General features: G+C 41.2%; 24 protein-coding genes. 14 read left to right on the top strand and 10 right to left on the bottom strand.

The window, feature by feature from the left end; translation table 11 throughout:
- The 7 genes from FFR48_RS11160 to FFR48_RS11130 form a co-directional block, all read left to right on the top strand.
- Window positions 1–286: HesB/IscA family protein (locus tag FFR48_RS11160; protein ID WP_137667412.1), on the top strand; the 286-nt coding region annotated here is incomplete at its 5' end.
- A gap of 209 nt (window positions 287–495) precedes the next feature.
- The gene (gene rpsL / locus FFR48_RS11155) at window positions 496–879 is read left to right on the top strand and encodes a 30S ribosomal protein S12 (protein WP_096570169.1); all 384 of its coding nucleotides are present in this window, start codon (window positions 496–498) and stop codon (window positions 877–879) included.
- A gap of 676 nt (window positions 880–1,555) precedes the next feature.
- Window positions 1,556–2,026 (top strand): 30S ribosomal protein S7, encoded by a 471-nt coding sequence (gene rpsG / locus FFR48_RS11150; RefSeq protein WP_137667411.1) that lies wholly within the window; start codon window positions 1,556–1,558, stop codon window positions 2,024–2,026.
- A 138-nt stretch (window positions 2,027–2,164) separates the two neighbouring features.
- A complete protein-coding gene (gene fusA / locus FFR48_RS11145; RefSeq protein ID WP_096570165.1) occupies window positions 2,165–4,243 on the top strand; it encodes an elongation factor G in 2,079 nt (692 codons plus the stop codon).
- 22 nt (window positions 4,244–4,265) lie between these two features.
- Entirely contained in the window at window positions 4,266–5,495 is a 1,230-nt protein-coding gene (tuf, locus tag FFR48_RS11140) for an elongation factor Tu (protein WP_096570163.1), read from the top strand.
- 186 nt (window positions 5,496–5,681) lie between these two features.
- Window positions 5,682–5,999 (top strand): 30S ribosomal protein S10, encoded by a 318-nt coding sequence (gene rpsJ / locus FFR48_RS11135; protein ID WP_010998474.1) that lies wholly within the window; start codon window positions 5,682–5,684, stop codon window positions 5,997–5,999.
- Between the two features lie 278 nt (window positions 6,000–6,277).
- On the top strand, window positions 6,278–6,928 hold the full coding sequence (locus FFR48_RS11130) for an LON peptidase substrate-binding domain-containing protein (protein ID WP_096570161.1): 651 nt from the start codon (window positions 6,278–6,280) through the stop codon (window positions 6,926–6,928).
- Between the two features lie 213 nt (window positions 6,929–7,141).
- Here FFR48_RS11130 and pheA read toward each other — a convergent pair whose 3' ends face one another.
- Complete coding sequence (pheA, locus tag FFR48_RS11125; RefSeq protein ID WP_137667410.1) at window positions 7,142–8,011, bottom strand: prephenate dehydratase; 870 nt, start codon at window positions 8,009–8,011, stop codon at window positions 7,142–7,144.
- 233 nt (window positions 8,012–8,244) lie between these two features.
- On the opposite strand from pheA, the gene FFR48_RS11120 reads away from it, so the two are divergent.
- On the top strand, window positions 8,245–8,832 hold the full coding sequence (locus FFR48_RS11120) for a DUF1997 domain-containing protein (RefSeq protein WP_096570157.1): 588 nt from the start codon (window positions 8,245–8,247) through the stop codon (window positions 8,830–8,832).
- Here the strand turns inward: FFR48_RS11120 and FFR48_RS30070 are convergent.
- The 4 genes from FFR48_RS30070 to FFR48_RS11105 all read right to left on the bottom strand — a co-directional run bounded on the left by FFR48_RS30070 (window position 8,792) and on the right by FFR48_RS11105 (window position 15,065).
- The gene (locus FFR48_RS30070; RefSeq protein WP_268932429.1) at window positions 8,792–8,914 is read right to left on the bottom strand and encodes a hypothetical protein; all 123 of its coding nucleotides are present in this window, start codon (window positions 8,912–8,914) and stop codon (window positions 8,792–8,794) included. The two genes, FFR48_RS11120 and FFR48_RS30070, sit on opposite strands and share 41 nt — an antisense overlap.
- Before the next feature lie 50 nt (window positions 8,915–8,964).
- Window positions 8,965–9,630 (bottom strand): ribonuclease HII, encoded by a 666-nt coding sequence (locus FFR48_RS11115; protein ID WP_137667409.1) that lies wholly within the window; start codon window positions 9,628–9,630, stop codon window positions 8,965–8,967.
- Window positions 9,631–9,638: 8 nt separating this feature from the next.
- Window positions 9,639–11,762 (bottom strand): ribonuclease E, encoded by a 2,124-nt coding sequence (gene rne, locus FFR48_RS11110; protein ID WP_096570152.1) that lies wholly within the window; start codon window positions 11,760–11,762, stop codon window positions 9,639–9,641.
- A gap of 579 nt (window positions 11,763–12,341) precedes the next feature.
- The gene (locus FFR48_RS11105; protein ID WP_137667408.1) at window positions 12,342–15,065 is read right to left on the bottom strand and encodes a TIGR03960 family B12-binding radical SAM protein; all 2,724 of its coding nucleotides are present in this window, start codon (window positions 15,063–15,065) and stop codon (window positions 12,342–12,344) included.
- A gap of 535 nt (window positions 15,066–15,600) precedes the next feature.
- Here FFR48_RS11105 and FFR48_RS11100 point away from each other — a divergent pair.
- Window positions 15,601–15,798, top strand: a complete 198-nt coding sequence (locus FFR48_RS11100) for a hypothetical protein (RefSeq protein ID WP_096570148.1) — start codon at window positions 15,601–15,603, stop codon at window positions 15,796–15,798.
- A gap of 25 nt (window positions 15,799–15,823) precedes the next feature.
- Here FFR48_RS11100 and FFR48_RS11095 read toward each other — a convergent pair whose 3' ends face one another.
- Window positions 15,824–16,180, bottom strand: a complete 357-nt coding sequence (locus tag FFR48_RS11095; protein ID WP_096570146.1) for a hypothetical protein — start codon at window positions 16,178–16,180, stop codon at window positions 15,824–15,826.
- A 240-nt stretch (window positions 16,181–16,420) separates the two neighbouring features.
- Here FFR48_RS11095 and clpS point away from each other — a divergent pair, with 240 nt between their 5' ends.
- The 3 genes from clpS (at window position 16,421) to FFR48_RS11080 (ending at window position 17,927) form a co-directional block, all read left to right on the top strand.
- Window positions 16,421–16,702, top strand: coding sequence for an ATP-dependent Clp protease adapter ClpS (clpS, locus tag FFR48_RS11090; RefSeq protein WP_096570144.1), 282 nt, complete (start codon window positions 16,421–16,423; stop codon window positions 16,700–16,702).
- A gap of 78 nt (window positions 16,703–16,780) precedes the next feature.
- Window positions 16,781–17,596, top strand: a complete 816-nt coding sequence (locus tag FFR48_RS11085; RefSeq protein ID WP_137667407.1) for a CPBP family intramembrane glutamic endopeptidase — start codon at window positions 16,781–16,783, stop codon at window positions 17,594–17,596.
- A 31-nt stretch (window positions 17,597–17,627) separates the two neighbouring features.
- Window positions 17,628–17,927: a hypothetical protein gene (locus FFR48_RS11080; protein ID WP_137667406.1), complete on the top strand. Its 300-nt coding sequence runs from the start codon at window positions 17,628–17,630 to the stop codon at window positions 17,925–17,927.
- Between the two features lie 259 nt (window positions 17,928–18,186).
- Here FFR48_RS11080 and FFR48_RS11075 read toward each other — a convergent pair whose 3' ends face one another.
- The 4 genes from FFR48_RS11075 to FFR48_RS11060 form a co-directional block, all read right to left on the bottom strand.
- Window positions 18,187–18,624 carry a DUF6918 family protein gene (locus FFR48_RS11075; RefSeq protein WP_096570138.1) on the bottom strand — a complete coding sequence of 146 codons (438 nt, stop codon included), beginning with the start codon at window positions 18,622–18,624 and terminating at the stop codon, window positions 18,187–18,189.
- A gap of 272 nt (window positions 18,625–18,896) precedes the next feature.
- Window positions 18,897–19,538, bottom strand: a complete 642-nt coding sequence (locus tag FFR48_RS11070) for a pentapeptide repeat-containing protein (RefSeq protein ID WP_137667405.1) — start codon at window positions 19,536–19,538, stop codon at window positions 18,897–18,899.
- 24 nt (window positions 19,539–19,562) lie between these two features.
- The gene (locus FFR48_RS11065) at window positions 19,563–20,930 is read right to left on the bottom strand and encodes a DICT sensory domain-containing protein (RefSeq protein WP_137667404.1); all 1,368 of its coding nucleotides are present in this window, start codon (window positions 20,928–20,930) and stop codon (window positions 19,563–19,565) included.
- 157 nt (window positions 20,931–21,087) lie between these two features.
- Window positions 21,088–22,683 (bottom strand): photosystem II high light acclimation radical SAM protein, encoded by a 1,596-nt coding sequence (locus FFR48_RS11060; protein WP_137667403.1) that lies wholly within the window; start codon window positions 22,681–22,683, stop codon window positions 21,088–21,090.
- A gap of 436 nt (window positions 22,684–23,119) precedes the next feature.
- On the opposite strand from FFR48_RS11060, the gene FFR48_RS11055 reads away from it, so the two are divergent.
- Window positions 23,120–24,292, top strand: a complete 1,173-nt coding sequence (locus FFR48_RS11055) for an RNA-guided endonuclease InsQ/TnpB family protein (RefSeq protein WP_201277606.1) — start codon at window positions 23,120–23,122, stop codon at window positions 24,290–24,292.
- A 437-nt stretch (window positions 24,293–24,729) separates the two neighbouring features.
- Window positions 24,730–24,854: DUF1830 domain-containing protein (locus FFR48_RS11050; RefSeq protein ID WP_137667402.1), on the top strand; the 125-nt coding region annotated here is incomplete at its 3' end.

Below are 24,854 nucleotides of genomic sequence, written 5' to 3'. Positions count from 1 at the left end.
GCGATTAAAATCCAAACAACAGCCAAATATCTTGTTTCGCTTGCAGGTGAAACCAGGTGGCTGTTCGGGTTGGTTATACGATATTTCCTTTGATGAAGCGGTTAAAGTTGAAGATCAGGTTTTTGACGTTAACAATATTCAATTAGTCATAGACAAAGAAAGCATAAAATATATTAACGGTTTGACCCTGGACTATTCAGAGGATCTTATGGGTGGAGGTTTTCGCTTCTACAACCCTATAGCCATTTCTACCTGTAGCTGTGGTAATTCTTTTTCTATTTCATAGGTGATTGGTGACTGGGAATAAATATGCTTCTTTCTCCTGACTCCTGACTCCTGACTCCTGACTCCTGACTCCTGACTCCTGACTCCTGACTCCTGACTCCTGACTCCTGACTCCTGAACTCCTAAAAAATAATTGACGTAAAAACCAAAAAAACGCTATAATCAGGATTTGTTAAAATAAAACATAAGCAGCTTAACGCGCTGTCACTCATGCCAACAATACAGCAGCTAATCCGTAGTGAACGCGAACTAGCGCGTCAAAAAACCAAGTCTCCTGCTCTGAAACAATGTCCTCAACGTCGAGGAGTATGCACCAGAGTATATACGACTACCCCTAAAAAACCAAACTCAGCCCTCCGCAAAGTAGCAAGGGTCAGATTAACTTCTGGATTTGAAGTCACAGCTTACATTCCAGGTATTGGCCATAACTTGCAAGAACACTCTGTTGTGATGATTCGTGGTGGTCGGGTAAAAGACTTACCAGGCGTGAGATACCACATTATTCGTGGAACCTTAGATACAGCCGGAGTTAAAGACCGGAAGCAAGGACGTTCCAAATATGGAACTAAGCGCCCAAAAGAAGCGAAAAAATAGGAAATAGGCGATTAATCGCATGAATATTGCATGAATAACGATTAATCGTCTAATTTCAGCCCCCATAAAACACAGAATCTAGCGGTGTATTCTTGTTTAAGAAATTAAGCTATAACTTGCACTAAGCGAGCAAGTGTAAGAGTTTAAAAGCAGAATACTGTAAGCAATAGCAACACTTTAATGTAAATATTAGAGTTGATAGTGTTGTCGCCTTCTGTTTATGGTATAGGGTTAACAGCCGGTTAGTGTTTTACTAACGAAAGCTAACAAATGATCACATTTGCTCAAGATTTATGTCTGCTCATGAACAGAAAAACTTGAGACTTGAAGACCCGAAAAAAGACCATTATTGATAGGTATTTTAGGTAATAACCAAGCCTAAATACTCAATATTAGGGTGAGATACACCCAATCTGAAAGCCTGTGGACTGGACAGTGCCGACACTTCTAGGAGTTCAGTGAGCGTAGTCGAACTGATGAAGCAGGAAGAAAAAGCAGCAAGGCTTGTTAGCATTAGTTAGCTTTTTGTATGGGTAAAAAAAACTAATGAGTTGAGCTTAAAAGCAACTAAGTCCAAAACTCAAGGAAATTTAAGCGGTTGCTCACACCGCTTTTAGATTTCTATGTTCTGATAACATATAATTTCGTTGCCAAATTCCGAATTCAAGGATGAAGTATGTCTCGTCGTGGTGTTAGTCAAAGGCGGCCTGTTCCGCCTGACTCAGTGTATAATAGTCGCCTCGTTAGTATGATGATGCGACGGGTAATGCGTCATGGCAAAAAATCTCTCGCTGCCAGAATTGTTTATGATGCTTTAAAAACTATTGAAGAACGGACAGGCGGCAATCCTCTGGAAACATTTGAAAGAGCAGTCCGCAACGCCACACCTTTAGTAGAGGTCAAAGCTCGAAGAGTAGGTGGTGCAACTTATCAAGTACCAATGGAAGTACGTTCTGATCGGGGTACTACCCTAGCACTGCGGTGGTTAGTACAATTTTCTAGGTCTAGGCCAGGTCGTACGATGTCCAGTAGACTAGCAAATGAGTTAATGGACGCAGCTAACGAAACAGGCAGTTCCATTCGCAAACGTGAAGAAACTCACCGCATGGCTGAAGCCAACAAAGCATTTGCACACTACCGTTACTAAGTGGAGCAACGATATATCGCCTAATTGCCAGCGGTATATCGGCAACTTTCTGCCCAAGACGGTTTTCCGTAAAAGTATAGAATCTTAACAAAGAGTAATATACAAGATATCATGAGTCCTAAATTATAGGAGGTAACTGTGGCACGCACAAACCCGCTAGAGAAAGTACGCAATATCGGTATTGCGGCGCATATAGATGCGGGAAAAACGACAACAACAGAGAGAATATTATTTTACTCTGGGATAATTCATAAAATTGGTGAAGTTCACGAAGGAACTGCTGTAACAGACTGGATGGATCAGGAGCGGGAGCGAGGAATTACCATTACTGCCGCTGCGATTAGTACCAGCTGGAAAGATCATCAAATTAACATTATTGACACTCCCGGTCACGTGGACTTCACAATTGAAGTTGAACGTTCCATGCGGGTGTTAGATGGTGTAATCGCTGTCTTTTGTTCTGTTGGTGGTGTTCAACCTCAGTCTGAGACAGTATGGCGGCAAGCTGACCGCTACAAAGTACCTCGCATTGCCTTCATCAACAAGATGGATCGCACAGGAGCGAACTTTTATAGAGTTCATGAGCAAATGCGCGATCGCCTGCGGGCAAATGCCATTGCTATTCAACTGCCCATCGGTAGCGAAAGTGATTTTAAAGGCATCATTGACTTGGTGCGGATGTGTGCATACATTTACACCAACGACCAAGGAACCGATATTCAAGAAACAGAAATTCCGGCTGAACTACAAGAACAGGTAGCAGAATACCGCACTAAGTTAATAGAAGCGGTAGCAGAAACTAGTGATGATCTGATGACTAAGTACTTCGAGGGCGAAGAACTTACAGAAGAAGAAATCCGTACAGCCCTACGTAAAGGTACAATTGAGGGAAAAATTGTACCCGTGCTTTGTGGTTCAGCCTTTAAAAATAAAGGTGTGCAGTTGATGCTGGATGCAGTTGTAGATTACCTGCCAGCACCAATTGAAGTACCACCAATTCAAGGCTTATTGCCAAATGGCGAGACAGTGGAGCGCCGGGCGGATGACAGCGAACCTCTAGCTGCTCTAGCATTCAAGATCATGGCTGACCCCTACGGTCGCCTCACCTTTGTGCGTGTTTATTCTGGTGTATTGAAAAAAGGCAGCTACGTCCTGAACGCCAGTAAAGACAAGAAAGAACGGATTTCCCGCCTAGTGCTGATGAAAGCAGATGAACGACAAGATGTCGAAGAACTGCGGGCAGGTGACTTAGGTGCAGCTTTGGGACTAAAAGACACCTTGACAGGTGACACTTTATGTGATGAAGGATCACCAGTTATTCTGGAATCCCTGTTCATTCCTGAGCCTGTGATCTCCGTAGCGGTTGAACCCAAAACCAAGAACGACATGGATAAGCTGTCAAAGGCACTACAATCTTTGTCAGAAGAAGATCCTACCTTCCGTGTCAGTGTTGATCCAGAAACTAACCAAACCGTGATTGCGGGGATGGGAGAGTTACACCTGGAAATTCTAGTAGACCGGATGTTACGGGAATTCAAGGTAGAAGCGAATGTTGGTGCGCCACAGGTAGCTTACCGCGAAACCATTCGGAAAACAGTTACCAACGTAGAAGGCAAATTCATCCGTCAAAGTGGTGGTAAAGGTCAATACGGTCACGTTGTGATCAATTTAGAACCAGGAGACCCAGGCACTGGCTTTGAATTCGTCTCTAAAATTGTCGGTGGCGTAGTACCTAAAGAGTATATAGGCCCCGCAGAGCAGGGTATGAAAGAAAGCTGCGAATCTGGTATTTTAGCTGGATATCCACTAATTGACGTGAAAGCAACGTTAGTTCACGGCTCCTACCACGATGTAGACTCTTCGGAAATGGCTTTCAAAATTGCCGGTTCAATGGCGATGAAAGAGGCAGTGCTGAAAGCTTCACCAGTCCTCTTAGAGCCTATGATGAAAGTTGCAGTAGAAGTTCCCGAAGACTTTATGGGAACTGTCATAGGTGACTTAATCTCCCGTAGAGGACAGATTGAAAACCAAATCACTGAACAGGGAATCGCTAAGGTGACATCCAAAGTTCCACTAGCGACTATGTTTGGTTACGCCACAGATATCCGGTCTAAGACCCAAGGCCGAGGTATCTTCACGATGGAATTCAGCCACTATGAAGAGGTGCCTCGCAGCGTGGCTGAAACTATCATTGCTAAAAGCAAAGGGAACGCTTAATTAAAAAAGGAAACGAGTATACATGGCACGCGAAAAGTTTGACAGAAAAAAACCTCACGTTAATATCGGTACTGTTGGCCACGTTGACCACGGTAAAACTACTTTAACAGCAGCCATTACCATGACCTTGGCAGCTATGGGTCAGGCTACAGCTAAGGGTTACGACCAAATTGACAACGCACCCGAAGAAAAAGCACGGGGTATTACCATCAACACCGCTCACGTTGAGTATGAAACCGAATCTCGGCACTATGCTCACGTAGACTGCCCCGGACACGCTGACTATGTGAAAAACATGATCACAGGTGCGGCACAAATGGACGGTGGTATCCTTGTAGTGGCTGCTACTGATGGTCCTATGCCCCAAACTCGTGAACACATCCTGTTGGCAAAACAAGTAGGTGTTCCCAGCTTGGTTGTCTTCTTGAACAAAGAAGATTTGATGGATGACCCAGAACTTCTGGAATTAGTAGAACTGGAACTGCGGGAACTACTTACTAGCTATGATTTCCCCGGTGATGACATCCCCATTATCAAAGGTTCTGGTCTACAAGCTTTGGAAGCAATGACTAAGAATCCTAAACTCCAAAAAGGAGAAAATCCCTGGGTAGATAAAATCTACGAATTGATGGATGCTGTAGATTCCTACATCCCCACTCCTGAGCGTGATGTTGATAAACCCTTCTTGATGGCAGTAGAAGACGTATTCACCATCACAGGTCGTGGTACAGTGGCTACTGGCCGGATTGAACGTGGTAAAGTTAAGGTTGGCGATACAGTTGAGATAATTGGACTCAAAGATACCCGGAGTACGGCTGTAACCGGTATCGAGATGTTCAAGAAGAGTCTCGAAGAAGGTATGGCTGGAGATAACGCTGGTGTATTGCTACGTGGTCTCAAAAAAGAAGACATCGAGCGTGGAATGGTAATTGCCAAGCCTGGTTCTATTACACCTCACACTCAATTTGAAGGTGAAGTTTACGTTTTGACTGAGAAAGAAGGTGGTCGGAAAACACCATTTTTCGCAGGTTATCGTCCTCAGTTCTATGTACGGACAACTGATGTAACTGGCACAATTCAAAGCTATACCGCTGATGATGGTAGCGCAGTAGAAATGGTAATGCCAGGCGATCGCATCAAAATGACAGTGGAACTGATCAACGCGATCGCGATTGAGCAAGGTATGCGCTTTGCGATTCGTGAAGGTGGCCGGACTATTGGTGCTGGTGTCGTTTCTAAAATCATCAAGTAGTACCTTTTTGTCTTTGTAATTAAGAGCAGAGATTGGAAAAGTACGTCTCTGCTCTTTTATCTTCCCTTTAGCAATTTTGGATTTTAATTTATGATTCTTGTTTGTTTCTCAAATCTAAAATCTAAAATCTAAAATCTAAAATCTAAAATCTAAAATCTAAAATTCACAGAACCTGGAAAACTAAAGATGGCAACTTTACAGCAGCAGAAGATTAGAATTCGCTTACAGGCTTTTGACCGACGTTTATTGGATACATCTTGCGAGAAGATTGTAGATACAGCTAACCGTACTAACGCTACAGCTATCGGACCGATTCCTTTACCCACAAAACGGAAGATATATTGCGTGCTGCGCTCACCTCACGTAGATAAAGACTCCCGTGAGCATTTTGAAACCCGCACCCATCGTCGGATTATTGATATTTACCAGCCTTCTTCTAAAACTATTGATGCGCTGATGAAGTTGGATTTACCATCTGGTGTAGATATCGAAGTCAAACTTTAATTAGAACAGGAAATAGAGAATAGGGAATAGGGAATAGGGAAGAGAGATCAATATTAGTCTTCTTTTTCCTTTTGCCTGTTGCCTTTTCCCACTGATAACTGAAAATCTACATGGAATATTTTTATGTATGAATATTAACCCAGCCCTAAGAGAAATTTTCTTAGGGTTTTTCAATAGCTATCAAACAAATGATAAAATATAAACAAAGTACGGCGACAGTAAAAGTAAAAAAATATATTTTCAGAATAAATAAGAATAAACTTGATACCCACCTAACAATGACATCTTCTTCAAAAATTGCCGTCCGTGAACTACCTCTGTTCCCGTTACCCGAAGTGGTGCTGTTTCCCACCAGACCATTACCCCTACATATATTTGAATTTCGCTACCGCATCATGATGAACACGATTTTGGAAGGCGATCGCAGATTTGGAGTTGTGATGGTCGATCCCATCCAAGGTACTATTGCTAATGTCGGTTGCTGTGCGGAAATTATTCATTACCAGCGATTACCAGACGACCGGATGGAAATGTTAACTTTGGGACAGCAAAGGTTTCGAGTTTTAGAGTATGTTCGTGAAAAGCCCTATCGTGTTGGTTTAGTAGAATGGATTGAAGACCATCCCCCGTCTCAGGACTTGCGACCTTTAGCTGCTGATGTAGAACAGCTACTGCGAGATGTTGTCCGTCTTTCAGCTAAATTAACTGAAAAAGATATCGAACTGCCAGAAGATTTACCTGATTTACCAACAGAGCTATCTTACTGGGTGGCAAGTAACCTTTATGGTGTAGCTCCTGAACAGCAAGCATTGTTAGAACTACAAGACACATCTGCTCGCTTACAAAGAGAAGCAGAAATTTTGACTTCTACTCGCAATCATCTGGCAGCACGTTCTGTTCTTAAAGACACTTTTAGTAATATGGGCTAATCATCAACTATTGTGTTTTGCCGGTAATGGGTAATGGGTAATTGGTAATTGGTAAGTAGGTGGGCGTTGAAAATTGTCGTCATGACAAGGCAGGAGGCAGGAGGCAGAAGGCAGGAGGTAAAAAGCTTTTGGGCAACTTTACTTTTTTATTCAGCAAACCCTACTTAAACATCAATTACCAGCTAAGCTATAAGTTATTAGCAGAAGATGATATTAATCGGTAACTGTCAAGACACTATAACTACCAAAAATTTTTAGCACTTCCGTAGAACTGTTTAATTCTGCTAAAGCTGAATTCATTAATGGTGAACTGACTGCCGCCTCTGCATCAATGAAAAATAAATATTCTCCCAAGGAACGCTTAGTAGGACGAGATTCAATCCGACTGAGATTGATTCCTAGATGGGCGAATACTTCTAAAGCTTTAACTAATGCACCAGGAAGATTTGCAGGTACACTAAAAGCTAAGGATGTGTGAGTAGGGTTGAAACCATTATTTTCCGTACTTTCTTTAGCCACTACCCAAAAGCGTGTACAGTTGTCAGGATAGTCGTTAATTCTACTAGCGAGAATAGGTAAATTATAAAGTTGGGCGGCTCTCTGAGAAGAAATTGCTGCTGTTTCCGGTGCTTGCGGTAGTCCTTGTAGTGCTTCAGTAGTAGAATTTCTGGCTATTAAATTGGCATTGGGCAGAAATTTGGCCAACCAACTTTGACATTGTGCTAATGCTTGGGGATGGGAATAAACTATTTTAATATTCTCTAATTGATTAGCACAGGAAATTAACGCATGATTGATTGGTAGAACCAAAGCCAGTTTTATTCGCAAGCTGTCTAACTGCCACAGGCTATCCATTGTCATGCTGACGCTGCCTTCAATGGAATTTTCTACAGGTACAACAGCTATATCAGCTTGTTCTGTAGCTACCGCTTGTAATGATTTGGCAATAGTAGGATAAGGTGATAAGGTAGCTTCTATCTCTTGATTGCTTTTTAGCCAATTGAGATAAAAAGAAGCAGCTTGTTCTGAGTAAGTTCCTGGTGGTCCTAAATATGCGATCGCCGCAGGTTCACATTTTTTCATGACAATTTTAGATTTTAGATTTTAGATTTTAGATTTTAGATTTGTACTTAGATTACAGGAAGCAAGGAAAAAATTTTTCTTCTCTGTATCCTGATTCCTGTACGGGTTTAGCAGTGCTAAACCCCTACCTTCTGCCTTTTTTTAAGTGATTATGAATAAATTTGTTGATTTTATGCAAACCAATATAGTTTATTAAAAAATATTACAATAAAACATATTGCTATAATCTACTCATGGCTACCAAGTTTACTGCCTCTCAATCGGTCGAAATTCTTGTCCCCAAGCAACCTATCCCTATTCAGCACTACTTGCGTCAGCCTCAACGTCTAGTGAGAACATTAGCTGACAATAGTATGATTCAGCAGTTATCTGAGGAAGTGTTTCGCTTGAAAATGCGTCCTCTGGCTTTTATGTCTTTAAGTATTCAACCTACTGTAGATATGAGAGTTTGGGCGGATGCCCACGGAACAATTTATTTACGTTCTGTAGGGTGTGAAATCAGAGGTTTTGAGTATATTAACCAGCGTTTTGCTCTCAATTTAAAAGGGTATTTATCACCTTACCACAATGGTAATGACACAAGGCTACAAGGAAAAGCCGATCTAGAAGTGTTGGTAGATATTCCTCACCCATTTTCCCTCACTCCCAAGTCCATTTTGGAAACCACAGGGAACGGTTTACTTAAAAGCGTGTTGTTGACCATTAAACAAAGATTATTACATCACCTCCTCGCTGATTATCGCCATTGGGTAATATCACAAACACAAATAAAAGAAATTGCTAGTGATAATACAGAAATGGGATTGTTAAATTTTGAATGATTGGTGGTTGGTGACTGGTGACTGGTGACTGGTGACTGGGGACTGGGGACTGGGGACTGGTGACTGGTGACTGGGTAATCAATTTTATGTTTTTTAATCAGCTATTACCAATTACCAATTACCAATTACCAATCACCTGAGTTGACAAGGACGAAAAGAGAGACGATGTAAGGGTGATGGACCGTATTTTTGCAAAGCCAGCAAATGTCGCGGGCTGCCATAACCCTTATTGTTTTCTATGTCATACATTGGATACTTAGATGCCAAACGCAAAACTAAATCATCACGCCAAACTTTAGCCATAATACTAGCAGCTGCAATGTTGAGCGATCGCCCATCTCCATTGACAATAGTTTGTTGCGGTATATTCAAATCCTTTACCATCTGATTACCATCAACTAAGCAAAGTGCGGGCTGTACCTTTAGCTTCAGTATAGCCCGCTTCATTGCTAACAGTGTTGCTTGCAAAATATTGAGCTTGTCAATTTCCGCAGTAGCAGCATAACCAATTTTCCAGTCTAAAGCCAGTTCAGCAATTTGCTGTGCTAACTGAGTTCTACGAGAACTAGACAACTTTTTACTGTCGTTAATTTTCAAAGCCATCAGTTGTGGCAAAGCTGCTGGCGGTAATATCACTGCGGCCGCAACTACAGGACCAAATAACGCACCACGCCCCACTTCATCCACACCAGCAACCAACCCATGAATATCTAAACCTATGGAAAATTCCCACCAACTTGATTCGCCCAAAGGTGTAGTTGACAAAACAGATGCAGGTGTTGGCTGTGTCTCTACCATAAAAGCGGTTAACTGTCCTCCAGTGCGGAAGAACGACGGCGACGACGGCGATTAGGAATAGAAGTGCTATTGATTATTTCCTCATCATCTGTCAAAGAGTCAAATCCTATGGATTTAGAATCTTCCAGAGGCGGCTCAATTCTGGATTTTGGCAACAAGGATGGTTCTTCTACCTCAACTTTTGGTGTTGGCATTTTGACTCTGGTAAATTCAGATGTAATTGTTTCGGGAAATGTGGATTCTGAGGTAGATTCCGTTGCGCTATTTGGTGTTTGTCCAGGTTGAACAATGTTAAAAATCACAGATTTGGCATTTTTAACCTCTGACTCTAACTTCACAGCCGGAGAAATGCCCATTTCAGCATACATCTTTTGTTCCTGGTCTGTCATTTCCACGGAAATAATCTGGGGCGGTTCTACAACTGGTTTAACCGGCTCTATCTTCATTTTGGTTCGCTCTGGTCTTTCCCAACCACCTTTACCAAGAGTGGGGGTTCGCATAGCTTCTCTTTCCCGGAGAGGATCTGAGAGAAGAGAGGGAATTTCCGATGTGGGGGTTAGCTCATTGTCACCATCCAAGTCTAAATCTAAATCATTGCCAAATCCCAATGAATTACCAGACCTGACTTCATCTTTGCCATTAATGCCATTGATACCGATGCGACTGCGACGGGTGCGGGTACGACGTTTGTTGTCACCCAATTCTTGATAACTGGGATGGTTGATCAACTGGCCAACCTCAGAATCACTTTCAAAACCCTCGCTAAAGCCATCATAAATGTCCCTAGTTTCCCTGATTTCTGGGAGGCGCGCAGATGGTGTTTTCACTTCTCTTTGAGGTGTGGGTGTAAACCGATCTGGTATGTCTGCTGCGGGGATGGGCATCCGGTTTTCTATTTCCCCTGGTAAACGTACAGTATGTCCTAAACCGCCACAGGTGGGGCAAGTTTCGCCAAACAATTCATAAATATTTTGACCTTGGCGTTTGCGGGTAAGTTCTACTAAACCTAACTCGGTCAGTTGGGCAATTTGGGGACGAGCTTTGTCTGCTTTAAGGGTTTTATTAAAGTGTTCTAAAACTTGCAGTTGGTCGCGTCGTGATTCCATATCAATGAAATCAACTACAATCACACCAGCAATATTCCTGAGTCTGAGTTGACGGGCAATTTCTGTCGCCGCTTCGCAGTTAGTCCACAGAACGGTTTCTCTAGCTGTGGCGGAACGGGTGAAAGAACCAGAGTTAACGTCAATTACTGTTAATGCTTCCGTGGGTTCAATAATAATGTAACCACCAGAAGGTAAATCTACTCTTGGGCGTAAAGCTTCACGAATAGCAGCATTAATGCGGAAGTATTCTAAGATGGGTGAGCGATCGCGGTGATGATCAATTAATACACCTTGTGGTGTTTGACCGCCACTCCAGTTTTGTAAATACTGTTTAACTCGTCGTAACCCAGTGCTGGAATCAACTACAATCCGATTCACATCTGCACCGTACATATCCCGCAATACACGCTGGATAAAGTCATCATCTCGGTTGAGCAAAGCAGGAGCGCGGGTAGAGACTGCTTCCTGCTGAATGACTTCCCATTGTCTTTGTAGCAATTCTAAGTCTTCAATTATTGCTTCCTCTGGTTTGCCTTCGGCTTCTGTTCGCACCAGTACACCCATACCCGCAGGTTTAATTAAAATTGCCAGGGCGCGGAGGCGGTTACGCTCACTTTCACTTTTAATTCGCCGGGATAGATTCACACCTCTACCATAGGGCATTAATACTACATAACGTCCTGGAAGGGTAATGTTACCTGTAAGCCTTGGTCCTTTTGTTCCCGTTGGCTCTTTCATCACCTGCACCAATACTTTTTGCTGTGGTGTCAGCAGTTCAGTAATGGCTGCGGAACTACGTTTTATTTTCAACGGACCCAAGTCAGTAACATGAATAAAACCGTTGCGTTCTGGATCGCCGATATTGACGAAGGCTGCGTCTATACCAGGTAATACATTTTCTACTACGCCTAAGTATATATCACCAATTTGATGATGACCAGTGGCAACAACGAGTTCTTGTATTTGATCTTCCGAAAATACGGCAGCAATTTGATGCTGCTCTGCGATAATAATTTGTTTTGGCATTCAAGTTCCTCAAAAATTGGCAGCACCAATGGGGATTACAAGGAGCTTATTTTATACCTCTAGCCCCCTACTGGTAGCCCTACAAGGCGCTACTGGTAATAAAAATTTCTTTCTCTGACATAGCTTCCCATAATTGAAAGCTGTTAACAATACTGTAATTGCGTTTACACGCCTGATTATTCCAGAACCGTTGCATGAGTTTTCAGTAATTACATCAACCGTCTATGGTTGATGATTTCTGAACCACTACCTCGACCATCTGGGGTTTTGGTATTGGTACAGGTGTTGTAAAAAGCATAGAGTTAGAGACTAGGCGTAAAGCTATTGTTAGTCACTGATTCACTAGGTAGCTATAGAGAGAGTGTATTTTCACCTGCCTTAGTTGTTTCGGATACAATCCTAGAAACTACACTCTCATTATTTTTGCTTGCACTCCCTGATGATCAGGGTAGTGAATCAGATTATTCAACGCAGCGCCAGAAAATTTCTCTTCACTTTATTCTAGCGCAACCTTGCTAAAAATCAATTCCTATGAATATGCTTATTCCGGGTAACTACTAGCAAGTTACCCTTGAGGAATTATGTTTCTAAAACTAGCCGATTGCGGTGGATATGCAAGAGATGAAATTCTGCACCAGCCACTATTTCTAGTATAGACAATATTTGCTCAGGACGCAAGATCACACCGTCATGACGACAGCTACCCAAATAACGCAAGATAGCTTGAGACTCGGCTGGAGATGTGTTCACCTGCACTAAATCTATTTCAAACAAGCGATCGCGTAGATTTATGCTCTGCTGTTTACCTGATTTAGTCATAACCTCTGACAAAATCTCATCTTGATCCAGTATAGCCACAATCCAATCTTGCCATTTGTCAGCTTCCACATTTCCGGGTGTAGAAATAGTGAGCAAATATTCCGCTGCTTTCATAGCTTGGTTAGCTGCGGGTGCTTTCAAATCTATTTCTTCTATTCTGTAGATGGGGATATCTGACGGTAGTTGACTTACCAATTGGGTGCGAAAATCTTCTACATCCATCGGTTGAGTGAGTTCAAAATCAACTATTTCCCCACTGCTGGTACTTCCCAAGGATAAAGCACTAGCTAAAGCAATACGGGGATGGGGATGAAACCCACCAGTAAAAGCTACTGGTAAACCTGCCCTTCGCATCACTCTATCAAACAGGCGCATTAAATCCAAGTGACTGACTAAAGCCATATCACCTTGTTTCCCAAACCAAACCCTTAACCGTTGTGCTTTGGTGGTATTGGGGACAAAATCACCGACAAACTGAGGAATTGCAGGTGGTTCTATAACGATATTATGACCGAAATCAGTGCCACAGACACCACAATGGGAACAACCTTCAAAAGAGCAGTCAGGAACAACAGCAGCTTCTAGAGCGCGTTTTAAGTCCTCTTGCAGCCACTTTTTATCAATCCCTGTATCAATATGATCCCAAGGTAAGGGCAGATCCAGAGGTGAAGAAGGTGACAGGTGAGCCAGCGCGGTCTTGGGGGTTTCCCCCATAAGCGACTGGCGAACTCCGAAGGGGTGACAGGTGACAGGTGACAGTTTTTCTTGTTCTTCGTTACCTAAAGAAAACAGATTCCATTCCCCATTCTCCACCTGACGATATTTCCAATCTAGTCCAGCTTCGGCAATTGCTTCTCCCCAAGCCTTGAAAGCTGTTTCTACACTGTCATACCAAGAGTCCATTCCTGCACCGAGTTGCCAAGCACGAAGGAGGACTTTTCCTAAAGAGCGATCGCCCCTGCCTATAAAGTCTTCCATCGCAGAAAGGCGAATATCCGTAAAATTCACCTTTACATTACGAATACGCCGAAATTCTTGTCTTAACAAATCTTGCTTGCGGGCAAACTCAGCAGTAGAAACGGAATGCCATTGAAAAGGTGTGTGGGGTTTGGGGGTAAAATTGGAAATTGTCAGGTTAAAACTGATCGGTCTCCTACCTTGACCCCGACATTCTCGCTGTAACCATCTGACTGTTTCCGCTATTCCCAAAACATCCGCGTCCGTTTCTCCTGGTAAACCAATCATAAAATACAGCTTGATTTTATCCCAACCTTGTTCCCAAGCTGTTTTTACTCCTCGTAATAATTCTTCGTTGGTTAAACCTTTATTGACAATATCCCGCATCCGTTGAGTACCGGCTTCAGGCGCAAAAGTCAAGCTTCCTTGTCTTGTACCTCCTAAAATATTAGCGATATTCTCATCAAATCTATCTACTCGTTGAGAAGGTAAGGACAGGCTAATATTCTCATTTTTTAAGCGGTTTTTGATTTCCATCCCCACTGCGGGTAAGGATAGATAATCAGAACAACTCAAAGATAACAGGGAAAATTCATTGTAACCGGTTGCCCGCATTCCTGCTTCGATCGCTTCTACCACTTTTTCTGGTTCTACATCTCTTGCAGGACGGGTTAACATTCCTGGTTGACAAAACCGACAACCACGGGTACAACCCCTTCTAATTTCTATGGTTAGGCGATCGTGTACCGTTTCTACATAAGGTACTAAACCAATAGAATAAGCGGGAATGGGTGTAGCAACTCTTCTAATGATCCGTTCAGGAACATCAGGACGCAAAGGTTTAACCGCGCCATTTTCGCCCATTTCATAAAATTGTGGCACGTAAACACCGGGAATCTGTGCCAAGTCTAATAATAGTTCTTCCCGACTTAAACCTGCTGCTTTTCCTTCGGCGATCACTAAACCAATTTCTGGCAATAGTTCCTCACCATCACCCAAAGCAATAAAATCAAAAAAATCCGCGTAAGGTTCAGGGTTAGATGTGGCAGTTTGTCCACCTGCGAAAATTAATGGATATTGGTGACTGGTGACTGGTGACTGGGAAGAAGAACCTTCTGAACTCCTTTCTTTCCAAGTCAGGGGTATTCCTGCTAAATCTAACATTTCCAGGATGTTGGTTGCCCCTAGTTCATAACTGAGGCTAAAACCCAGAATATCAAACTCTGTTAATGCCCGTTTTGACTCTACTGCAAACAGGGGTATTTGGTTGTTGCGAAGTTTTGCGCCCAAGTCTGGTGCTGGGAGATAAGCGCGATCGCACAACTGATTTGGTTGGACATTCAAAATGTTATACAGGATGATATGCCCCAAATTAGAAGCACCGACTTCATAAACTTCTGGGTAGGTTAACACCCAACGTACAGTTGCCGCATCCCAAGGTTTATGTACTGCTAAACGCTCATTACCCAGGTAACGGGCAGGTTTTAAAATATCCGATGTTATTAATTGCTCTACTAAAACAGCCACTTTGCTATCTTTTAGCTAACTTAAATTACAACTTATCTCTTTCAACTTAGCATTTATTCTGTCTTTCAGGTCAATTGTTCACAGTAAATTAGAACTATATTAAGTAGATCAACATAATTAAACCTATTTCCGATCTGAATTAATCATTCATCTGTGTAATTCTTAATCCTCAATCCTGACTTCTGACTTCTGACTTCTGACTCCTGACTCCTGATTCCTGATTCCTTTATTAAATCTTTATTGCTTTATTGCTTTGTGACTTTTGTTTAAAGATTGTTATAACTACAAGGCGAAATGTATATATAAATACATTTTTTTTCCTTGGGTTAAAAAACAATCTACATAGACAGCCAAAATGCAGATTAATCTTCTGTCGTCATGATACTAAACCTGGGAATAGCTATCACTCTGTGGATTTAAGCCAAAATTACCGTTTGCTTGTGATCTAGATCACTAATTTATAGATAGCTAGATCACTTTTTATACCGATACCAATCTTGGATAATGGGTAACAATTAAAGGTGAGTGATTTTTTATGAACACACAATATGCCATTCGTCAACTGGTAGAGAAAGCGTTGCACATCAAAAAATTAACGCCAGAAATCGAAAATGAAATTAACTCAGAACTGACTCAATTAGGTTATATATCTGACGTGGACTACGAAGCTCTAGAATTGTTAATGGCAGAGATGGACGCTGGACGAGTGCAGTTAGTTCCACGCTGGGGCTAGTAACTGTTAGTTTTTCTGAATAAATTCACAATTCTTGAGCATCTTGGCACGCTTGCCAAAGCTGGTGGATAAACTGATTTAGTTGCTGTTGGGCAACCGTATCTGTGTCAGCTTTTGGTTCTTTTGGTAAAAGTTGACTCAGTAGACTAATCACTTCTGTATCTAAAGCAGTCCGAAATAATTTGACAGGCCATAACAAGTCAGACGCATCTCGCAGATCAGTTATCAGGGGTAGTTCGTGGGTGAAGTTAGCCAGTAGTAAAGGACGCACCCAGCATACATCACGATCAGTCACAACTTGAATGACTTCAGCATAAAGGTTTCTGTTGCCATAATCTAAAGACACTATTTGTCCTGGTTGAAAGTTGGGGCTAATATCCATAGCAGCAGAAGATGAGGCAAAAACTTTGTAGTATTTTTCTTCATTTTAAAAGTAATATTGCTGTAGTATTATGATTATAATTGGAATTTTTTAATTCTAATTACCAGTTATAACCACACAGTGAGAATTTTTCTAGCTGGAATCAAAACAAAAATGTTATAATGTAAATAAACAACTGTTAAGCATGATGTTTAACAAAAATAATATTGTAGTAAATTCACGATCAAAGAGCAAAGAGCAGTGTCAGTAGAAACTATTCAAAAGCCTTCCACAACTCGCAAGCTCGCGCCTCGGTATCGCGTTCTACTCCATAACGATGACTTCAACTCTATGGAGTATGTAGTTCAAGTGCTAATGACCACAGTGCCGAGTATTACCCAGCCCCAAGCTGTTAGTATCATGATGGAAGCTCACAACAACGGATTAGCTTTAGTAATCACCTGTGCTTTAGAACACGCTGAATTTTATTGTGAAACTTTAAAAAATCATGGTTTGAGCAGTACCATTGAACCAGATGAATAGTTATTGGTCATTAGTTATTAGTCACTGGTCATTACTTAATTAGTAGTATAGTGTTGACTGATGATATTTGACTAATTCATGAAAAAAATTAATCTATCTCAAATTTCCCAAAGTCCCGCCCCTGTTAGGGTGGGTTGTTTTATATTGTGTTTATTGGTGTTATGGTTGCCTTTTGCAGTACCAATATATTTACTGGTTGAAGATACTAATTTAGAAAGTATCTTGACAATGGTACTACTTTATGCAGAGTTTATTTTTCTACTGAAGTTATGGGGTAAGAAAGTTTATCAACAACCTCAGATATTAAAACATTATGGGTTAGAATTTTCCCACCTAAATGGCATAGATTTTGTGCAGGGTTTAAGTATAGGATTAATTAGTATTTTAATAGTATTTAGTTTACAGGGTTGGTTGGGTTGGTTATTGTGGCAACAACCAAAAGTGTTTTTAGTCAAAATAATTTTAGAAGGTTTACTGGTTGGTTTCGGTGTTGGTTTTGCGGAAGAATTATTATTTCGTGGTTGGTTATGGGATGAGTTAGAGCGAGATTACAATTTAAATTTAGCAGCTTGGATAAATGCCATTTTATTTGCCGTTGCCCATTTTATTAAACCGTTAGCAGCAATCATTTATACTTTACCACAATTTCCGGCTTTAGTATTATTAGGGTTAACGCAAGTATGGGGAAAGCTTGGTAAAAGAGGGCGTTTAGGTTTACCGATTGGTTTACATGGTGGTTTGGTTTGGGGTTATTATATTATTAACGTGGGAGAATTAACAAAATATTCGGGAGTTGTTCCTGACTGGGTGACAGGTGTAAATAATAATCCTTTACAGGGAATAATGGGGGTATTATTTATGGGTGGACTAGCTTTGTGGATGAAGAGGAATTGATAGTTGATAATTGATAGTTGATAATTTAATAATGATTAAATATTTTGTGATGCTGCTGGTTTTCATTTTTGCTTGTTCTTTTCCTTTTACATCTCCAGCTTTAGCAACAGTATGTAGGAATTATCAAGGGCAAGAAATTTGTATTTTGAGTATTAAACGCAGTGCTAAAAAATATTGGGAATATCGAGCATCTGTAAGTATTAATGGTAAAAAAACACCAATGGAAGTTTATAACTGTCGGGGTAAATTTAAGGTAAATAAAGATGGAAATGTGACGCTATTCAAAGATAATAGTCCTGGGGAAATGATTTGTAGTTTTTTTAATAAATGATAGCGTATTTTCTTAATAAATGTGGGGGGCAAGACTTGTACTGAGCGGTTAGTGAGCTTGTACTGAGCCTGTACTGAGCCTGTACTGAGCCTGTCCTGAGCCTGTCCTGAGCGCAGTCGAAGGGCGCAGTCGAAGGGCGGTGTCGAAGGGCGGTGTCGAAGGGCGGTGTCGAAGGGCGGTGTCGAAGGGCGCAGTCGAAGTAAGTCGAAGTGCGGAGTCGAACTATGTCGAAGTATGCCTACCCCACAATAGTTGTAGCTTAGTTTTTAGTGTATTTATCAATGACTTGAGCTAAACTAGGTACAGCGTCTTCCACATTTTTTTTGACTGAACTGCGGAGTTTATTATAAACACCTTTGATAGTAGAGTTACTGCTTTTCTGAATCCGAATATCAGTAATACTCAGCAATAAATCTGCTGTACGAGAACGATTTTGACTAAGATATCCGACAGCATCACCTGTATTTAAACCTTCTTCCCAGATAGGTTCTAGTGCAGCGAAAGATTCTGGTAAAAGACGCTCAATTGCACCAGCACAGTATCCTGGACTAATTCCTTTAATAACTGCATATCCAGTTTTGATCGCCATCCCAGAAATACCACTTGTAGCAGCAACTTGAGTATCTAATAAATTTGTCAAATCAACTAAAAGTGTCTGTCTTTTATTATCATCAGCAAGACCATCAATCAGCGCCATTGTTATGTTCCTTAGTATCAATGTGTTGAGTTTATATTTCAGGTAGTTTATCCCGTAATTAGGAAACTAGGGACTGATTTATTATTTATTTTGTGCCGTAAAAATTCGCCAAATAATAAATAAAGTAAATCCTAAATAGGCAAATACTGTGAGCCATTCTTGAAGGCGACTAAATGAATCATTCATAATATATAAGAAAATATCTTTTTTGACTAGTCATTGGTGAGTTAGAGTTGAAGTTTACCTGAAATTAAATTCCTTGGCAAATAAAATTATTCAGGAAGAATTTCCAGGATTGTACCCACCAAACAAGCCTGAACTAGATTGACACCGATTAAATTTGCAGCTTCTAATTCTGCACAAAGTAAATTTGCTCCAGTTAAATTTGCCCCTGCTAAGTTAGCTCCTCGTAAATCGGCTTCTTCCAGATTGGCTTGACTTAATGTTGCCCCTTGCAAATCAGCGCGACTCAAATCTGCACCTTTGAGATTTGCTCCTGTGAGGTTTGCACCACGTAAGTCAGCACTACGTAAGTCAACACCTTGTAAGTTTACACTCATCAAATTAGCACCACTTAAAAAAGCACCGGCTAAAGAAGCATCATTAAGTGTAGCACCCATTAAGTTAGCACCACGCAAGTTGCTGCCTCGCAGATCGGCGCTGGTTAAGTCTGCTTGCATTAAGTTAGCTCCCATTAAGTTAGCCCGCAAATCAGTTTCTAGCAAGCTTGCACCCATTAAATTTGCACCTTCAAAATGTGCGCCTTCCAGCTTAGAACCTGTAAAGTTAGTGCCAATGAGGGTGGAACCGGCTAAATTAATGCGGCTTAAATCAAGTTGAGATAAATCCTCGTCTTCTAAGTCTGATCCTGGGAGTTGTGTAATTTTTCCTAATTTAATCGCTTCTATGTTCATGGGTGAATTTTTAATTTTTAATTTTTAATTTTTAATTTTTAATTCTTGACTGTTCCAGCGAGAATCAATCAACCACATACTACTACTAAATTTGGGTGACATGATGGGTAAGTCCAGTCCCTGTTGTAAACCCATAACTAACAAAGATAGGGTATCTATGAGTTTAGGGTCAAAACGGGTAGATTGTTGGTGTCGACATTGTTCTAGGGCATTAGCAAAGATATTTTGTCCACTTTGATCTGAGTATTTTTGCTGACTGACTCGCCATTGAAAGTCTGCTGCTATTGCTAATATTCTTGATTCTAAAGGAATTTCTTCACCTGTTAAACCTGCTGGTTCTCCTGTGCCATTCCACCATTCGGTTTGATGGGTAATAATTTGGGCGATCGCTCTGAGTTGGGGCATTGTCCGTAATACCTGCGCTCCTGGAACTAGGGGACAAATTGGTCCTGCTACTTGTTCTGTGGGCTTTTTGGGGGATGTGAGGATGCTTTCGGTTTGTTGCAGTGGATCGATTCGATGTAGTAACCCAGCTAGACGTAATCTTTTAATTTGCCATGCGGGTAGTTCTAGTAATTGTCCCATGATTTCGGCGATCGCAGCTACTTCGGCGGCGGCCATGGGATTTTGAATATCTGCTATGTCTATTAATTGTGCCATCCGCAAAAATGCCTGGACTTCGTTAGAAACCAAGTTGGAACTCAAAGTGTTTTGGCGTGTGGCTGTAGGATAGGATAAAGTATTTTCACCACTTTTTAGGTAGTCAATGACCAGGGAAACGACTTTCCCAATCTCCTCTGGTGAAGCTATTTCTGCTTTGATTGCTTGTTTATGCTGGGTCAGTTTTTGGGCTAGTTCTGGGTTGTATTTTTCGATGTGGGCGATCGCTATCTCGGCGGCTTTCAGAACTACATCCGGCTCAAATGTCCACATTCCATAGAATTTGCGCTCTAAATCTGACCCCGGTAGTCCTGTAACTCCATAATCTTCATCTGATAATTCTTGACAAATTACCATTGATGTGTATTGTGGAGACAGAATCATCAAGTGCCATTCTTGGGATACTGGATCAGATGTTTGTAGTGGTACTAAATCTACATTTGCTAGTTGACTGGTGGGATGTTCAGCAAAACCGGCATCACTGGTAGCCATAATTGCAATTTCCCGGCTGCACTTGGCAATATCTGCATATCTTTGGGCTTCTTGCAGATACCATTTGCCTCTTTGAAAGCAGGTAATTACTATTGGTTGATCTTCTTTACTTAAAATATGGTCTTCTAAAGCATGACATAAAGCCACTAAGGTATTTTTATAATACACGCCAAAGCGAATAGGTCTATTGCTATGACGATAGGCTGTTTCTAATTGTTGGAGAATTGAACCTTGTAACATGGAATTTTGGTGATTGGTGATTGGTGATTGGGGATTGGGGATTGGTGACTGGGGATTGGTGACTGGTAGTTGGTAAGAATAAACTCTTGCCTTTTGCCTCTTGCCTTCTTACTGTCACCTGTCACCTGTCACCTGTCACCTGTCACCTCATACACACTCAGTTTACACTAGCCAATTGTTTCTCAGTTTTTTCCACAATTGGGGCTGTCAGTGCTGTTTCCAACTCAGCGCAACCTAATCTTGCTTCTAAGATTTTCATTACTTCCCTACCGAAGTCGTTGGGGTTTTGTCGCCAAGCTTGTAAACAGACTTCTCCGAAAAATGATCCTAATGGTTCTGGATTCCAAAGTAGTTTTTTGGCAGTCCAGGGCATCAAACTCATAGGATTATACCCTGGTTTGAGGATACCTTCTTTAAAAGCATATTCTTCCAGGTGGGTATGGGGTTGCAGTCCAATGAAGAAAATAGCAGGTTCAACTTTATCCGCGCCAAAAATCCGTTCTAGTTCTCGATGATAGGCTATAGTTTGGCGGATGGTTTCGGGACGCTCATCAATGACGTTAAATGAGTAATTGACGGAAACCATATCATTAAAACCTGCTGCTTTCAAGTCACGGCAGTTTTGCAGTACAGTCCGCAGGTTGTAACCCATCCGCATTTTCCGTACCAGTTCTTGAGAACCGCTAGTAATGCCGATTTCAAAATAATTCATCCCGGTTTTGGCCATCAACTCACACAGTTCTGGTGTTAAGTTGTCTGCTCTAATATAGGCCGCCCAGTTAATATCTGTCATGCCAGAATCAACTATTTTTTGCAATAGCTCTATTGCATCATCAATATATCTGCGGGCGGGGATAAATTGAGCATCGGTAAACCAGAAGTTACGGACACCGCGATTATATAGTTGGCGGATCTCGGCTACAACTTCATCGGCGGGATTAATGCGTACCTGCTTACCTTCAACTACTGTGTACACACAATAACAGCAGTTATGGGGACAACCGCGCTTGGTTTGTACACCAATATAGAAATCTTTATCTTGCAGGTAGTAGTTAATTTCTGGCCAGATGGTTTCTATGTAGTCGTAGTTACAAGCGGTTTTTTCTAGGGGTGTGGGTTGTTCATGGATCAGGCGTTGACGGGGTTGGTTTTCTCCCACTACATAACAACGTTCATCCCGAAATTCTTGGCCACTGAGGTATTTTGTAAGTAGGGTTTCCCCTTCACCTACGGAAATTATTGTTCCTGAAGGTAGGCTTTTTCCTAACTGTTCATAAAATACGCTGACTGCACCACCACCAACAACTGCACGGGCTTGGTTATGATATCTTTGGGCGCGTTTTAAACCGCTTTTGATTAATCCCAAGTTGCGCCATAGTTCTACATAGTAGGCGATGAAGATCCGCAACCCGCCTAATGCACCCCGTAATTTAATGAATGGGTTTTTGGCATAGTAAAATTCAAAGGCGTTTTGTAGGGGGTTGCCACCTCTACCTCCTACTGGTGCATAGATTTGAATATCTCGCCAAGAAAAGACTAGGAGTGTGGGTTTAAATTCGTCAATACAGCGATCTAGGGCGCTGCTATAGTCCAGGGGTGGTACTGTTCCTAAATCAAATATTTTTTGTTCGATGTTAGGGAATAGTTTGTGGACGTGATCACTCAGGTAAACAACCCCAATGGGAAAGATGGGGTTACAAGGAAGGCGAACGTAAAGGATTCGATTTTCCATCATGGTTGTTTCAACTGCCATCTTGCCAATTTGTAGGGGAAAACTAGAGAAATATCTGGTCTGAACCTGTGGGTTTGTGGTGTTAATCTTAATTTACCAATATTTTGCTTGACATTTGAGCCAGTTTTTGATATTGGCAAATTTACTTTCAGGAAGAGTGAGAAAAGGTAAGATTGCTGGGCATCAGAATCATTGATGGTTAGCAATAGATAAAGTTTATGAAGAAAATTTCATATATCTTTACCATAACATTGAGTTTATAAGAAAATCGAGTGAGCCAAAACCACTGAGGTAAAGTATCTGAGCGTGGCGAAGATATTTTACCGTGCTAAGGAACAGTGGATGTAGGCGAACGCACTGCCCATGCGTGGAGCAGTCATAATCCTGAAGCTGCTTAGGGATTGACATTTTCCCTAAATAATGCTATTTTTGGAGTAGGTCGAACTGGTAATTAACAATGATTGTTTTCGAGTTCAAAGCCAAAGGCACAAAACAGCAATATCAAAGAATTGATGAGGCTATACGGATAAGCCAGTTCATTCGTAATAAGTGCCTACGGTTTTGGATGGACAATCAAAATGTTAAACCCTACGACCTGAATAAGTATACTGCTGTATTAGCGTCGGAATTTGATTTTGCTGAGAAATTAAATTCAATGGCTAGACAAGCAGCAGCAGAAAGAACAGCTTTTGCAATTAAACGATTCTTTGATAATTGTCAGGCTAAAATCCCTGGTAAAAAGGGATATCCTAAATTTCAAAAAAATAACCGTTCAGTTGAATATAAATCAACTGGATGGAAACTCTTAGATGACCGTAAGCACATTAAATTTATAGATAAATGTGGCATAGGTCAACTAAAGTTAATTGGAACTTGGGATTTACACTTCTACCAAATCAAGCAAATAAAGAGAGTCAGAATAGTTAAACGTTCTGACGGTTATTATGTGCAGTTTTGCGTAGATGCAGAACGAAAAATTGACACTACTCCCACAGGTAAAACGGTTGGATTAGATGTTGGTTTAAATAGCTTCTATACGGATTCTCAAGGGAATAAAGTTGATAATCCCAGATATTTGCAGAAGTCAGAAAAATCTTTGAAACGGCTACAAAAAAGAGTTAGTCGCAAAAAGAAAGGTTCTAATAATCGCAAAAAAGCTATTAACCGTCTTGCTAGGAAACACTTGCAGGTATCACGTCAGCGTAAAGACTTTGCTGTAAAACAAGCATTGTGCGTAGTTAAATCTCACGATTTAGTGGCGTTTGAAAAACTGCAAGTGAGAAATATGATTAAAAATAGCAAGTTAGCCAAGTCAATTAGTGATGTTAGTTGGTCGCTGTTTACTCAATGGCTAGAATATTTTGGGAAGATATACGGGCGTGTGGTTGTACCAGTTGCCCCACAATATACTGCTCAAAATTGTGCTAATTGTGGAGAAATTGTCAAAAAATCACTGTCAGTGAGAACTCATGTTTGTAACTGTGGGTGCGTTCTTGATCGTGACCATAATGCGGCAATCAATATTTTGGCGAAGGCACTAAAACAGACTTGCTATGATTTAAGTACCGTCGGGCGGACGGAAACTTTTACCCTGAGCGCAGTCGAAGGGTTAACGCTTGTGGAGAGATGACCCTCTACTCAGATTTGGTAACAAGTTTGGGTAAGGTTGCTCATTAAAACAAGAATCCTCGTCCTTTTAAGGCGGGGAGCGTCAATGATTCAGTGATGATTGTCGCCTGCAAATTAGCAGATGTAAATCAGTAGATCGATAAAATTGAAAAACCAACTTCTCAGCAAGCCAGGGGTTAGTAGCCTTGTCTGACAAGCTTTCAAGGTTGTTAAGTTCACAGAGGGGGAACAGCAAAACTAAAGAAATTTAGTTGAAAATGTATAATAATGCAAAAATTAAGATATACTTACCAATTTTTTTTCCAAAAAAACATGACTTTAGATAGAAATGATGCAGAAAATTTCAGTTGGTAGTCGCAGTTACAGCAAATGGGGATCATCCGATGTTAGTTTTGGTTGTGTAATGTAAAATTGTGGCGTAAAAGCTCCTCAGCAGTTATGGCTCAAATATTAGATTCTCTACCACCGGAGCAATCGGGGAAAATTCTCTGCTGCTACGTCAATGCTACAAGTAAAATACAGGTGGCGCGTATTTCCAATGTTGCTAACTGGTACTTTGAAAG

The sequence above is a fragment of the Sphaerospermopsis reniformis genome (assembly GCF_005402885.1).
Taxonomy (GTDB): domain Bacteria; phylum Cyanobacteriota; class Cyanobacteriia; order Cyanobacteriales; family Nostocaceae; genus Sphaerospermopsis; species Sphaerospermopsis kisseleviana.
This window is presented reverse-complemented; position numbering and strand designations above follow the sequence as displayed.